Here is a 14,932-nt window from a genome sequence, read left to right on the forward strand (position 1 = left end):
TGATGTTAAGTCCTTACAAAGTTAATTAGAGAGAGATAGAGAGGAGAAAAAGTGGATAATAAAATAGTAATCTTCGATACAACACTGCGCGATGGCGAACAGTCACCAGGGGCTTCTTTGAACGTCTTTGAAAAGCTCGAAATTGCGCGCCAGCTTGTAAGGCTTAATGTGGATGTGATAGAGGCGGGTTTTCCCGTCTCCTCACCCGCACAGTTTGAAGCTGTAAAAAGAATTTCAGATGAATCTACGGCCATAATTGCGGCTCTGGCAAGGGCAAAGGAAGCAGATATCAAGTCTGCCTATGAAGCCCTGAAGAGCGCAAAGCATCCGAGGATTCATACGTTCTCCAGCACTTCGGACATCCATATACTGGGCAAGTTCGGCGACGACAAGTATGGCAGGACACTCAAGGAAAAACGCGACACGGTAGTTAAGATGTCTTATGACGCGGTGGCATATGCAAAGTCTTTCGTTCAGGACGTCGAATTTTCAGCCGAAGATGCAGGAAGAACAGACATCGGTTACCTCAGTGAAGTTGTTGAGGCCGCAATTGAAGCCGGTGCAACAACTGTTAATATACCCGACACGACAGGATACACACTCCCTGAAGAATTCGGGGCAATAATAAGCGAGTTAAGAAAAAGAGTTAAAAATATAGACAGGGCCATTATCAGCGTGCACTGCCACAACGACCTGGGCCTTGCTGTAGCAAACACTTTAAGCGCCTTAAAGAACGGAGCGCGGCAGGTGGAATGCACAATTAACGGAATTGGCGAAAGAGCCGGCAACGCATCTTTGGAAGAAGTTGTAATGGCTCTTAAGGTAAGACAGGATATCTGCGGATTTCATACCGATATAAACTCACCCGAGATATTCAACACCAGCCGTATGGTATCGGGCTTTAGCGGAATGGTAATTCAGCCGAATAAAGCAATTGTTGGCGAGAATGCATTCGCGCATGAGTCCGGAATCCATCAGGATGGAATGCTCAAAAACAAGCAGACCTATGAGATAATAACTCCTGAACTGGTTGGTGTAAATAAATCGAGGATTGTCCTGGGACGCCATTCAGGTCGCCACGGGCTTGAAAGCCGCCTGAAGGAACTGGGATATAATAAAAAAGGTGAAGAACTTCAGGCCGTATATGAAAAATTCCTGGCTCTTGCAGACAAGAAAAAAGAGATATTTGATGAGGACCTGAGACTTTTGATGGGCGACGATGTGCGCAGGGATGAAGAGCATTTTGAGATTGTCTCGCTTCAGGTTCAGTCGGGCACAACGGCAATACCGACCGCCACTGTTGCAATAAAGTCGGGTGAAGAAATTCTTCAGGGCTCGGCCATAGGCGACGGGCCTGTAGACGCATGCTTTAATGCCATTGAAATGGTGCTTAATGTAAAGCCCGTTGTTGAGGCTTATCATGTGCGCTCTGTAACTTCAGGCCGCCAGGCGATGGGTGAGGCCATAGTAAGAACAAGACATGATGAAAAATCCTTTACAGGTAGGGGCATTTCAACAGACATTATTGAGGCAAGTGCCAGGGCATTTTTAATGGCAGTAAACGCCCAGTACCTTTACCTGAAAAATGAAAACGCTCAGGATGAAGAAGAGCTCTCTGTAGCTTAATGAAATGAGATAACCGGAATTCGAAAAAGAATAATACTTAAGGAAATAAAATGGGAATGACAATAACCGAAAAGATACTCGCCAGGTCAGCAGGAAAGTCAAGGCTGACCCCGGGCGAGAATGTCTGGCTGAATGTCGACGTCCTGATGACGCATGACGTCTGCGGGCCGCCGACAATAGAAATATGGAAGAAGGAATTCGGGAGTGAAGCTAAAATATGGGATAAAGATAAGCTCGTTATCATCCCCGATCACTATATATTCACAGAAAACACACACGCAAACAGAAACGTTGAAATGCTTAGGACCTTTGCAAAGGAACAGGAGCTTAAGAATTACTATGACCCCGGAACAGACCGCTACAAGGGCGTCTGCCATATAGCCCTGGCTGAAGAAGGTTTTAACGTTCCCGGTACTGTGCTCTTCGGAACGGACTCGCACACATGTACTTCGGGTGCTTTCGGCATGTTCTCGACAGGCGTTGGAAATACGGATGCCGCTTTTATTATGGGTACGGGCAAGATCTGGGAGAAAGTGCCTGAATCAATAAAATTTACTTTTAACGGAAAGATGCCTGAATACCTGACAGCAAAAGACCTGATCCTTCAGATCCTCGGCGACATTGGAACCGACGGCGCCACATACTGCGCAATGGAGTTTGACGGAGAAGCCATAGAGTCACTTTCAATGTATGAGAGGATGACTCTTACAAATATGGCAATTGAAACCGGCGCCATAAGCGGCATAATTGCCGTTGACGGTGTAACTGAAAAATACCTCGAGGGAAGGGTGAAAGGAAGCTACGAAGTTTTCAAAAGCGACAATGATGCAAAATATCTTAAGACATTTACCTATGACGTTTCCAAGCTCAGGCCCGTTGTTGCAGCTCCGCACAGCCCGGACAAGCGTGCTCTTGCCAGCGAAGTTAAAGGAACAAGAGTTACAAAGTGCTACATAGGTTCATGCACGGGAGGGAAAATTACAGACTTCCGTTTTGCAGCCAGGGTTCTTGCAGGAAACACGGTTAAAATCCCGACCTTTATAGTCCCCGGTTCCACTACAGTTGCCAGGATGCTGGAAGAGGAAACTTATGAGGGCTCAACACTGAAGGATATATTTATCAGTGCCGGATGCAGGATTGCACCTCCTTCATGCGCGGCGTGCCTGGGCGGACCGGCTGACACCTTCGGGCGCTCGGTTGACGGAGACGTTGTTGTTTCCACTACTAACAGGAATTTCCCGGGACGCATGGGAAGCAAGAATGCCGGAGTTTACCTGGCTTCACCACTTACAGTAGCAGCAACAGCCGTGAACGGCTCACTGGCCGACCCGGCAGAGTGCATGTAATTAAAAAGTGTTCGGAACTAAAATTTATAGGTAAAAGATGAACAATAAAATTTCCGGCAGGGCATATGTCCTGGGCGATAATATAGATACAGACCAGATCATTCCGGCAGAGCACCTCGTCTATTCAACTAGCGACGAGGAGGAACTGAAAAACTACGGGCGCTTTGCACTCTCGGGAGTCCCTCCCGCACAGGCAGGCCTTCCGGAAGGAAGAAAGCCATTTGTAAAGGAAGGCGGATATACCTCTGAATATACGGTAATAATCGGCGGCTCGAACTTCGGGTGCGGCTCCTCACGCGAGCATGCCCCGCTGGCGCTTAACGTTGCAGGCCTGAAGGCCGTTGTTGCAGAATCGTATGCAAGAATATTCTACCGCAACTCGGTTGACGGCGGCTTCATTATACCTTTTGAAACACCTGTGAAGCTTAACGAAGTCATAAAAACAGGCGACGAGGTTGAAGTGGACCTTGGAGCTAACACAATAACAAACTTAAGCGACAAGAAGACCTACAGCCTTAATTCCCTGGGCAGCGTTTATGATATAGTGATGGCTGGCGGCATATTTTCATATGCCAGAAAAACAGGAATGCTGGCTAAGTAAATCAGAAAGAGGAATGTGTGGAAAGAAAGACGATTGAAATATTCGATACTACTCTGCGCGACGGTACTCAGGGGGAGGGGATAAGCATTTCTGTGCAGGATAAGCTTATTATTGCCCGCAAGCTTGATGAATTCGGTGTTGATATTATTGAAGGCGGCTGGCCCGGAAGCAATCCGAGAGACGAGGAGTTCTTCCGCTACGCCAAAGAACTGAACCTGGAAAGGGCACAGCTCTCGGCATTCGGAAGTACGGCGCGCGACCTGAAAAATATACAGGGAGACGCCAACCTGAATGCGCTTCTTAAGGCCGGGACCCCGGTTGTTTCAATTTTCGGGAAAACCTGGCGCCTGCACGCTGAAAAGGGCTTAGGGATTTCCAAAAGTGAGAACGAGGAACTGATATATAATTCGGTCCGTTTCTTAAAGGAACATGGGCGTAAAGTAGTATATGATGCCGAGCACTTGTTTGACGGCTATAAGGATGACCCGGAGTTTGCCATTTCCATGCTTCTTGCGGCTGAAAAGGCCGGGGCTGACGTTCTTGTACTCTGCGACACTAACGGCGGATGCCTGCCGGGTGAAATCTTTGAGGTTGTTAGTGCTATAAAAGCGAGAGTTACGGCAAAAATTGGTATTCATGCCCATAACGATTCTGAACTTGCAGTTGCCAATACGCTTTCGGCAATTCAGGCCGGGGCACTCCACATACAGGGCACAATTAACGGCGTGGGGGAAAGATGCGGTAATGCAAACCTATGCAGCATAATACCTAATATCGTCCTTAAAGCTAAATGTGAGACAAACTCCAAAGTTGACCTTCAGGGACTTACTGCACTCTCAAACTTTGTCTATGAGACGATGAATCTTGTGCCATATTCGAGGGCAGCTTTTACAGGTAAATCGGCATTCGCGCACAAAGGCGGCATTCACGTAAGCGCCGTTTTGAAGGACAGCAGAATGTATGAGCACATCGATCCTAAGGAAGTCGGCAACAAGCAGAGGGTGCTGGTTTCGGATCTTGCAGGACAGAGCAATATACGATACAAGGCAAAGGAGCTTGGAGTTGACATTGAAGGCGAGCCTGAACTGACGAAAAAGCTGACGGCACATATAAAGAGTATGGAGTTTGAAGGCTATCAGTTCGACGGCGCCGACGCGTCGTTTGAACTTATAATGCACTCGGAGATGAAGGACTTTACACCTTACTTCCAGGTGCTTAATTCAAAGGTCAACGTAATGAACGACTCGGGCGGCATGAACGAATCCGAGGCGATACTAAAGGTTGAGGTTAACGGCGAAATTGAGCATACGGCTTCAAACGGCGACGGCCCGGTTAACGCGCTGGATAACGCACTGCGCAAGGCTCTCTTAAGGTTTTATCCCGAGATCTCGCTCATTGAGCTCGTTGACTATAAGGTGCGCGTGCTGGATGAAAAGCAGGGCACCTCGTCTAAAGTAAGGGTTTTAATACAGTCGAGCGACGGCTCTGAAACATGGTCAACGGTTGGCGTCAGCAGCAACATTTTTGAAGCCAGCCTGCAGGCATTAAATGACAGCATTAATTATAAACTTTTCAAATTGAATAACAGAATTATTTCACAAGCAAATTAATTTTCGGAGATTATATGGCATTTGAATCAGATTATGTGTGGATGGAAGGGCAAATGGTTCCTTTTAACGAGGCCAAGTTACACTTTTTAACGAGTTCACTTCATTACGGTACAGGCGTTTTTGAAGGAATCCGCTCTTATTCTACTCCCAACGGACCAGCAGTCTTCAGACTTAAAGACCACCTTAACAGATTAATTAAGAGCACACAGGTTCTCGGCATGAGCGACCTCCAGTACTCAATAGACGAAATCTACAACGCAACTATAGAACTCGTGCGCATAAACAAAATGGAAGAGTGCTACATCAGGCCTCTTGTATATATCAAGGAAGGCGGCTGGAACCTTACTGTTGACGGAGTGAAAATTGACCTCTCTATTGCGGTCTGGAAGTGGACAAACTATTTAGGGCAGGAAGCACTGAAAAGGGGTGTAAGGGCAAACGTGTCCTCATATCCAAGGCACCATCCAAACATAATGATGACAAAAGCTAAAGTTGCCGGCAACTATGTCAATTCAGTGCTTGCAAAAACCGAAAGCCTGAGGGCGGGTTTTGATGAAGCTATACTGCTTGATCCCTACGGATATGTTTCAGAGTGCACGGGAGAAAATATTTTCTTAGTCCGTAACGGCATAATTTACACTCCTCCACGTACCGGCGTACTTGAAGGTGTTACACGCGACAGCATAATTGCGGTTGCAAAGGACCGCGGCTATGAAGTAATTGAAGAGCAGATCTCGCGCGACCAGCTTTATATTGCCGATGAGGTATTCGTTACCGGAACGGCCAGTGAGGTAATTGCCTTAAGAGAGATCGACAACAGGAAAATAGGCGCAGGCTCTATGGGACCCGTAAGCGCCGACCTGCAGGAGGCTTATACAAAAGTAATCCACGGCAAGGACAAAAATTACGAGAAATGGCTGGACTACATCTACACGGATGATTCCGATGAAGCCCGCGAAGCTGTTTAATTAGTTGGAAATTTAATTTGTAGGACACAAAAACCCATGTACCTGCCGGGAGGAGCAATTTTCCCGGCAGCGTACCTCTAGCTAAAGCTTGGGGCTAGTCATAAAAACATTTCCGGTCTTGATTCAAATTGTAAAAACAATTAACTTTACTCATCACAAAATCGTGTCCGGAATCACTTCTGCAATCATTTAATCCGGATATATTAATATCATATTGAGCAACGGAGTACTATGAATTTTTGATACCTTTTATCTTTCCAAATCACTAAAAACAGGTAGCAAAATGTCAAAACAGTATTTCTCATTGCTGGTTCTGGTCTCAATATTACTTTCCGGAATTCTCATGGCTCAGAATTCCCGTTCCATTCAGTTTAATGCCGGGGCCGTATTCCCGATGAACTCCTCAAAAGGCTTCAGCACAGCTTTCCAGTACAATTATTCCGTTAGTCCTGCAATTCAGCTCTATGCGTATTCAGGCATCTCATACTGGGATGAAAACCACATCATTCATGAGATGGACTATTCGGAAATCCAAAAGCAGCAGTTTACGACCTCATATGACGCCGATGAGCACGTCTTAATTCCTCTATATTTGGGAAGCCGGATCAATGTGCATTCCGACAGGCTTTTTACTACTTTCGTGAACCTGGAGGCAGGGTATTCGCATTTAAGCTACAATGTTTATGATAACGTTAAAGTAGTTGATGAGAATACCGGCAGGGTGACGGAGTTCTATGCTGATCCTAAGACCAAAAGGAAAGTCAACGACAACCTCTTCGGCATAGGCGCCGGGATAGGGCTCTCGCATGAAATTGCGCAGGGTATAGAGCTTCAGTTAAGCTATAAACTGAATACATTTATTAATTCAAGCTATAACGGATTTTTCACCAGCCGCGGGACATACAACACCGTTGCATTGGGATTGAATTACGGTATTTGAATAATATCTGGTAAGACGGGCGCGCCGCCGCGCGCCCCTGAAAAAATCTACCAGGATTCCAAGATCTCCTGCACGCGGCCTACCTGGCCGTCCTCGAGGCGCACCTTGATGCCGTGCGGATGAGATTTTGATGAGGTAAGTATATCCTTAACCACTCCTTCAGTTCTCTTTCCAGTCCTCTGATCCTGCTTTAATACAATTGAAACCCTCAATCCGGGCGTTATATCTTTGCGGTTTTTGCCGTCCATTTAATTTCCTTTAGTTTATAACACTTCACCATAACCTGTCAGTTCAACGTATCCGGTGCCTTCAACAGGACGGCTGTTCCATGTTCCTTTAATCTTTACCGCCCCTTCCCAGTATCTTACGGAAACGTTTAATTCCTGGTTCCTAACATAAGGAATTATTTCGAGATAAATACCCTTTGAGGGGATTGAAAGCTTCCAGCCCGAAGGATATTCTCCTCCCAAGGGACTTGTCCACTTCCCAAGCACTTCAATCTTGACATCTTCTTTTTTAACGGGTTCTGTATGCCCATCCCCATTTACAACGAGTCCGCTTGAAAACCTGTCTGCCTCGCCGCTTTTAAGCCTCATCTGGTAGTACATTATCTCTTTTGAATTATTAAGCTGAAGAGAAAACCAGTCCCAGCCCGCCTGGCTGCGGCTTAGGGCGCTGGTGCTCCATTCGCGGTCCATCCATGAAAGGCCTCTTATGTTAAAGTCCGTGTTATTTATCTTAACTGTTCCATAAGTCTGAAGCCTTGTAAGCGAGTAGTAGTATGAAGCATCCCCCCGTTCAGGGCCTTTCCGGCTTAAGCCCTGATCTCCCTGGAGGACCACGGGTTTCATGCTTTTTAATGTAAATTCAATTGATATACCTTTTTCTTCAGCTTTAAGATGGAGCACCGGAATGCCGTTACTTTCCTCTCCTTTAATTTCCTTTATCTCCCAGTCCTCCAGCCACACACGGAATGGACGTGCCGCGGCGCCGGCAAGCGATTCTGCCCCGCGGCTGAAGCGTTCAAAATTGTAGAATCTGTCGTTTTCTATATCAGTAAGCGTAAAGTGCCCCATATAAACCTGACTGCTTCTCCATGGGGAGGAGCCCTTAAGAGAGTCGTGTGAAATGGCGGTGCGGAAAATGGTGAGCTGGTAGCCGAAATGATGCCCATCCTCTGACTGCAGATTCCCTGTAAAGTACCACCACTCGGTTTTGTAGCCCGGATGGGGCCCATAGTCTTCAGGGAAAATAAATTTACGCGGGTTAATTGCTCTTTTATATCCCGCCGTGTCGCCTCCCGACATCGCTTTTGAAACTGAAAGACTGGTATTTATCTCCCCAGCTCTCCGGCTTCTTTGTGTAAGAAGATAGGCTCCTGCAGAAAGGGTGATAAGAGCAATTATTATCATAACTACAGTTTTTTTCATCTATTCCTCCCTGAGTGCAAGGGCCGGGGAGGTGCGCGCCATCTTAAGGGCGGGATAAATTCCTGCCAAAAGAGCCGCACTAATGGCAACAAGAAGGGCCTCAATTAAAACTTCAGGCAGTACCAGATATTGCATCGTCCAGCCGAAGGACCTGCGGTTAATGATATAAATCAGTATCCATGCAAGCACATTTCCAAGTGGAAGCGAGAGCACGCCGGCAAGTATTCCCATAAGGCCCGTCTGTATTGTAAGGAGCTTCCAGAGCTGAAGGGGAGTCATGCCGCTTGCGCGCAGAATGGCAAACTCGCGGCTGCGTTCAAGCAGGAGCGCCATAAGAGAGCTCAGAATTCCGATGAAAGCAACTACAATTGCCAGAACCTGCAGAACGTTTGTTATCATGAACGACCGGTCGAATACATCAATTGAAGCCTTTCTCAGGTAGTTGCTTGAGCGGACGAGTATCTCTTCATCAGGCCCCGGCATGGTGCGGATATAGTTAATAAGGCTGTCGCGCTTTACGCCTTTCTTTAAGAAAAGTGATAAGCCTGAAATTGAGTGTTCCTTCCAGTATTTTTTATAAGTGTCGAAGGCCATTGTAACCATACCGAGGTCGGAGGCATAATCGTAATAAACCCCGCCTACGCTGAAATTAATATTCCCTTTTTCAGTCGGTATTGAAATTAAGTCACCTGTCTTAATATTATGCCTGTATGCATAGGGCTCAGTTACCATTACAACGTCACCTTCCCGGAACCCGGACCAGAACTTTTCTGGATTTCCCTCCTTGAACTTAAAGTCGTTGTAGCTCCTGGGACCCACGTTAAGCGCAAAGATCCTCATCTCATCATTCCCCGTATTCAGAGTTATCTCGCGGTAGAAGTTATAATCCTCTACTTCAGGAAGTGCCTCAATCCTTTTTACGAGCGCGGAATCCATTGTCGCGTCGTTATTCCTGAGCACAAGCCCCGGAGGTGAAATATAAATGTCGGCTTCAAGGTTGCCGTTAAGCCACGTTAGGACTGTCTGGCGGAAGCTATTGACCATAGTGCCGATGCCGACAGAAGCAGAAACCGCAATGCTGAGGGCCGCAACGGCAACTGCCGTTCTGCTTATCTGTGAGACAATGCTGCCTGAAGCCATACGTCCCGTAAGGCCGAAAAGTTTTCCTGTAATTAGGCTCAGGAATTTCATGGAGTAAAATATCATTAAGGGAGTAAGAAGGCTGAAGCCCAGTATTACGGGAAGAATTCCAATGTAACTTAGTATGATGCTTCTTTCGGGAAGCGATAAAATGCCTGCTCCCAGCAAAAGCATTACTATACCCATAAGGGCAAGCCTCGGGATTTTCCTTCTTAATTTAATTTCCTGGTCGCTGCGGCTTAAGGCCAGGCGGGGCGGAACGGAAGAAGCCTCAAGAGACGGCTTAAGTGCGGCAAGGAGTGTGGCTCCGATTCCAACAAAGGCTCCTTTGGCAAGGCTGAAGAGTGAAATGTTAAGCTCCCTTACAGAAAGCACCAGGTAGAGGTCGTTTATTGTCTGTGTAACAAGCCTCAGCATTCCCTTGGCAAGCACAATGCCTCCAAGTATGCCTAGAATGGTGCCGGCAGCGGCAAGAATAGATGCCTCGGTTAAAAATATCCTGAAAATCTCCTTCTGTGTTACACCAATTGAACGCAGAAGCCCAATGTATGTGCGCCTCTGCAGGACGGAAAAAGTCATGGTGTTATAGATCAGGAACATCCCTACAATCAAGGCAAGGAGGCTTAAGGCTGTAAGGTTAATGTCAAAAGCCTTAAGCATATCGGATGCTATTTTTGTCCGTGTCTCCGATCTTAGAACTGATGAACCCGGGGGAATATTCTCTTTAACCTTTTTTAACATTTCTTCCCCCTGCGGGCTATCCGGAATTATGAGGTCGATGCGGCTTAAGTAACCCGGCATATTAAGGAGTTCCTGTGCCGTTGAAATGTCAGAAAGTATCAGGTTGTCAAGAATATTCCTGCTCCTTTCATTTTCCCCTTCTATGAGGCCTAGCACTTTAACTTTTTTATAGCTGCCCCCGATTTTGAGTGTAAGAGTGTCATTCTCACGGAGCCCCAGCTGGCCGGCTGTTCTGGTAGAAATAATTATAGAGCCGGGTTTAGCCATAAAGGCCGAAATGTCTCCTGTTATTTTCCCGCTGATGGGGGAGAGGTATGAGCGGAAAGGCTTTTCCGAAAAAGGGTCCACTCCCAGTAATGTAAAGGCTCTCAATGCAGGGCGCACAATTGCCACATTTCCTTCAACAACAGGAGCCATGGGATTTATTTGCTTCCTGATTTTAAGATAGGAGTAGACAGAGTCGGGCAGTCCCTTAGGCCCTCCTGTTATCTGGTGAGTTGATTTTCCGGCAACGCTTTCCATTGAAAGTTCAAAAGCCCTCGATGCCCCGGCATTAGCAAGGTCAATTCCAACTACAACTGCAACGCCGAGCGCAATGCCAAGCAGTGACAAAACAAGCTGCAAAGGATGCCTGAGAAGGTAATTGAAGGCGGATCGGTTTAATACGCGGTTCATAAAGGTTATTCCACCTTTGAAGCCGAAAATTCAATAATCTTTCCTTCCTTTACCGTGAGTATTCTGTCGGCAAGTCCAATAACCTCCCTGCTGTGTGTAGCCATAACCATGGTCTTGCCTTTTTTCCGGACGAGGTTATCCAACAGGCTTATAATTACAAGTCCCGTATCGTAGTCCAGGTTGCCTGTAGGTTCATCTGCAAGAATAATTGAAGGCTCATGTATTAACGCCCGTGCAATAGCAATCCTCTGCTGTTCGCCTCCTGAGAGCTGGTCGGGGTAGCTTTTAGCCCTGTCGCTTAAACCTATTTCCTTAAGCATATTTTGTGCTTTTTCTTTTCCCTCCTCAGGAGGAACTCCGTTAAGCTCCAGGGGAAGCATAAGGTTTTCCATGGATGTAAGGGTCGGAATAAGATTAAAGAACTGGAAGACAAAGCCTACGTTTCCGCGCCTGAAAAGGGTTCTTTCCTGTTCAGAAAGTTTAGTAATGTCTGTGCTGTCGATTAAAATAGATCCCTTTGACGGAAGGTCGATTCCGCTTAAGAGGTTAAGAATAGTTGATTTCCCGGAGCCGCTACGGCCCAGGACGATAATAATTTCACCTTTATTGATGACGGCATTAACCTCGTGGAGCACACTGCGTTCGGTGAGGTTTTCCTCCATATAGCTTTTCGAGACATCTTTAAGTTCGATAAGCGGATTATAGCCGTTATTTCCTGCAATTTTACTTTCCTGCATAAAAGACTTGGTATTCCCCAAATTGTTAATAATTGGCTTAAAAAAGCCTCATTATTAAAAGGTAACACTTTTGGCGCTTTCTTTGGAAGGGAATAATTATTGGAGTTGTGGGGAAAAATGAGCCATTATTTATACTACAGTTTTTAATTACCCGTTGACCTGAGACAAAATTAAGGTCAAATTTAGACGTTTACTTTTTATTTTCTATTTGCAATATTTCATGTGAAGCCAGGGTTTTCCACCTATTTAATGCGGAAATCTACTTTTGGAGAAAAAGTGACAATGACTTGAAGCCATTAGGCCGTTTTTACCGGGACACCGGGAGCCCTTAATCGGGACGCATAGCGGGACGCCAGGCGGGTCACAGGGTACAGCCGGCAGAAACGTTGAAAATAGCTCAAATTCTAAAGAAAATCACCTTTTTTTATTTTATTACCTTTTTTAAGGATTTAATCCGGGTACAGGCTTAAGCCTAAAGGAGTGCCCTAAACGGGTACATAAACAAGAATGTATTAACAAGAAAGAAATTAAAACAAGAATGTATTTAAACAAGAAAGTATTTAAAGAAACAAAACAGTACAGAGTCCTGATAAAATCAGGACTCTGATGGTTTTCTTTTAAAAATTAATGAAAGGCAATATAGCCTCCATACCCAGGAACACAGAATTGTTTATTTTGTCCGAGATTACAGGACAGACATCCTGCAGTCCAGATATTATTGTTGACCGAAAATCCTTTCTCCTTTTACCCGATAAAAGCTATAAGAAAAATTCCCCTTATTTTAAGAGCAGGAGTTTCTTTGACGCCCGGAAGCGGCCTGCCTCAAGTGTGTAGATATATACTCCGCTAGGCAGAGCAGGGGCGTTAAGAGGGCTATCAAAAGTTCTATCATTTAAGAACTACCATCTTCTCTGTTTTAGTGAATCTACCCGATCTTAATGTATAGAAATATGTTCCGCTGGGCAGCCTGCCAGCCTCGAACTTGACTTCATGACGCCCGGGGATTTCAACTGCATCCACGAGGGTTACTACTTCTTTGCCGAGCACATCGAAAACTTTTAACTCTACACTGCTTTCTTCAGGGAGTTCATATGAGATAATTGTGTAAGGATTAAATGGATTGGGATAGTTCTGAAAAAGCGCGAAATCCTTTGGCAGTACACTATTTTTCTTCTCTTCAATAAAACTGCCTTTCCCAATTATCAGGCTTAACTCCTGCTTTCCGGTTACTGGCTCAATTCTGACAACGGGATTTTCTCTGAGATTATAAAACCTCTTTGAATAATTATCTGCCAGGCAGACTTCAAAGCCTGCAAAGTTTTCCATGCCTTCAAATCTTATTTGGCAGGGATGATTTATATTATTTTTTAGTACTAGATTATACACCTGCCCCTCTGAGATATCAGGACGGCTGTCGATGAAGAGGTGCTTATACTGCGTCTCAAGATCATTATTCAGAATGTAAATGCATTCATCATAAAAATCCGAGGGGGGAGTAAAATAGTCAAATTCATCAAAGCCTTCCCTGGCTCTTTTATCAATTGAAATATAAAAGGGGGAGAGTTCTTTTCCCTCTGAATATAAATACCCCTTTATATACTTGTCGGGATTGTAAGGAGCCTTCTTATTTAACCGTGAGGCGGATATGCCTACCGGGATGTTCTCGGTTAGTTTCAGTGAAGTGAGGTTATTCGTGTTATTGAAATAATAGCCTTCATATGGCGAAAGTGAGGCAGGGTTACTCCAGCTCCCGTTCCATGAGTATATGAGGCTGTTGGCCGGCAGCTGGTTAGCAAGTTTTACAGATGCCCATGAAACCTCTGAAGTAAAAGGGTTTGATATAAGATTCCACCCGCTGTGAAGAGGAATTTCATACATTCCCAGGCCATCGGTTGTAACGGGATTGACCTGCGCTGAAACGTTAAGAGCATTCTTGCTGACCACCCAGAAGGCGTTTCCGGGCCTGAATGTAAAGGCAGTGGAATTGTCGTACTCAATGAGGTAGTTCTCAGCTTTGCCGTTGTCATAAAACGCATTCCAGTTTTTTTTGTGCTCACCTGCATCCGTAAAAATCTGCGAAAGCGGGATATTTACGTCTCCCGGAAGACTCAGCATCCTGTAGCTCGAGCTCACCTTTGGGTCGCCGAAGCTGAAAGAGCGGTTAATTGTAACTGTAGAAGGGGGTGCGGCTGCCGTGCCGACTTCAACGGCAAAAATCAGGTCGGGGTATGCCTGCATTATCCCGCCAAGTGCCACTACGCCGGGGAAGATTCCCGTTACCAGGCACAAACCTCCGGCAAGCATGCTGTCGGCATTTGCATATATTCCCTCATTATATGCGTACGCTTCAATATCATAGCTCATTTCGTGCTGCAGTGTTGTAGTTTTCCCGGTGTAAATGCTGACCTGTGAGATTGTCTGTGGACTGCCGTAGCCGTCTGCCTGCCCGAAAAACCACAAGTATGGCCCTCCTGTAGTCTGCCCGTCATAAGCCGCACCGTAGATCCCTGTCGTCCCAAGGTCAGACATCGAAAGTGTCCTAAGGACAGTTCCGCTCATGCTAATCAGCTGCGGATCAGTTGAAAAGTTGCCTATCCAGAGGCCTCCTTTCCCCCCGTCTGCCTTTGGGTCGTATGTAACATATCTTACGGTTTGCGGAGCCTTTATTGTTCCTTTAAGCGTTCTTGTCTCCGGGTTAATAACCATTATGTCTGTCGTATTGCTGCCGGCATAAATATTTGTCCCGTCAAAGGTCATAGCCCTCACGCCTGTAACGCCAGGGATTGTAATTGGGTAAATATAGTTTGTGGTAGTGGCAGTCCAGACAAAAAGCGTGTCGCTGTTCCAGCGCGATATCCATACGTCGCCCGATGTATTAAGGTAAACTATACCCGCGTGCCCCGAATTACCGGTAACGTTATTGAGGCTCCAGAGCAGTTTAATATCCCATATGTTTTTCTCTGAAGTGGATGAACCCGTTTTCTGTGCATGGGGCCTTGAAGCCGCGGATCCGTGCATCGGGTAAGACGGGACTTTATCCTTCACCTGCCCCATGAGTAGGCCGGCAAAAATAATTATGGCTAAAACAACTAACAGGTTTTTCATGGCAGTCCACCAT

The 14,932-nt window shown here is 46.0% G+C and carries 11 protein-coding genes; 6 read left to right on the forward strand and 5 right to left on the reverse strand.

What is annotated here, in order from left to right:
• Positions 1–51: 51 nt before the first annotated feature.
• The 6 genes from HF312_02995 (at position 52) to HF312_03020 (ending at position 7,091) form a co-directional block, all read left to right on the forward strand.
• The gene (locus tag HF312_02995; GenBank protein MCU7519153.1) at positions 52–1,626 is read left to right on the forward strand and encodes a 2-isopropylmalate synthase; all 1,575 of its coding nucleotides are present in this window, start codon (positions 52–54) and stop codon (positions 1,624–1,626) included.
• A gap of 50 nt (positions 1,627–1,676) precedes the next feature.
• Positions 1,677–2,972: a 3-isopropylmalate dehydratase large subunit gene (locus HF312_03000; GenBank protein MCU7519154.1), complete on the forward strand. Its 1,296-nt coding sequence runs from the start codon at positions 1,677–1,679 to the stop codon at positions 2,970–2,972.
• A gap of 37 nt (positions 2,973–3,009) precedes the next feature.
• Positions 3,010–3,573, forward strand: a complete 564-nt coding sequence (locus HF312_03005; GenBank protein ID MCU7519155.1) for a 3-isopropylmalate dehydratase — start codon at positions 3,010–3,012, stop codon at positions 3,571–3,573.
• A 17-nt stretch (positions 3,574–3,590) separates the two neighbouring features.
• Positions 3,591–5,183, forward strand: a complete 1,593-nt coding sequence (locus HF312_03010; GenBank protein MCU7519156.1) for a citramalate synthase — start codon at positions 3,591–3,593, stop codon at positions 5,181–5,183.
• 14 nt (positions 5,184–5,197) lie between these two features.
• Complete coding sequence (locus tag HF312_03015) at positions 5,198–6,151, forward strand: branched-chain amino acid transaminase (GenBank protein ID MCU7519157.1); 954 nt, start codon at positions 5,198–5,200, stop codon at positions 6,149–6,151.
• A gap of 283 nt (positions 6,152–6,434) precedes the next feature.
• Complete coding sequence (locus HF312_03020; GenBank protein ID MCU7519158.1) at positions 6,435–7,091, forward strand: hypothetical protein; 657 nt, start codon at positions 6,435–6,437, stop codon at positions 7,089–7,091.
• Between the two features lie 47 nt (positions 7,092–7,138).
• Here the strand turns inward: HF312_03020 and HF312_03025 are convergent, their stop codons facing one another.
• The 5 genes from HF312_03025 to HF312_03045 all read right to left on the reverse strand — a co-directional run bounded on the left by HF312_03025 (position 7,139) and on the right by HF312_03045 (position 14,919).
• Entirely contained in the window at positions 7,139–7,339 is a 201-nt protein-coding gene (locus tag HF312_03025) for a YwbE family protein (protein ID MCU7519159.1), read from the reverse strand.
• A 15-nt stretch (positions 7,340–7,354) separates the two neighbouring features.
• Positions 7,355–8,521: a carotenoid 1,2-hydratase gene (locus HF312_03030; protein MCU7519160.1), complete on the reverse strand. Its 1,167-nt coding sequence runs from the start codon at positions 8,519–8,521 to the stop codon at positions 7,355–7,357.
• Positions 8,522–11,077, reverse strand: coding sequence for an FtsX-like permease family protein (locus HF312_03035; GenBank protein ID MCU7519161.1), 2,556 nt, complete (start codon positions 11,075–11,077; stop codon positions 8,522–8,524).
• A 5-nt stretch (positions 11,078–11,082) separates the two neighbouring features.
• Positions 11,083–11,814 (reverse strand): ABC transporter ATP-binding protein, encoded by a 732-nt coding sequence (locus HF312_03040; protein ID MCU7519162.1) that lies wholly within the window; start codon positions 11,812–11,814, stop codon positions 11,083–11,085.
• Between the two features lie 888 nt (positions 11,815–12,702).
• The gene (locus HF312_03045) at positions 12,703–14,919 is read right to left on the reverse strand and encodes a T9SS type A sorting domain-containing protein (GenBank protein ID MCU7519163.1); all 2,217 of its coding nucleotides are present in this window, start codon (positions 14,917–14,919) and stop codon (positions 12,703–12,705) included.
• Between the last annotated feature and the right edge of the window lie 13 nt (positions 14,920–14,932).

It is taken from the genome of Ignavibacteria bacterium, assembly GCA_025612375.1.
Lineage (GTDB): Bacteria > Bacteroidota > Ignavibacteria > Ignavibacteriales > SURF-24 > JAAXKN01.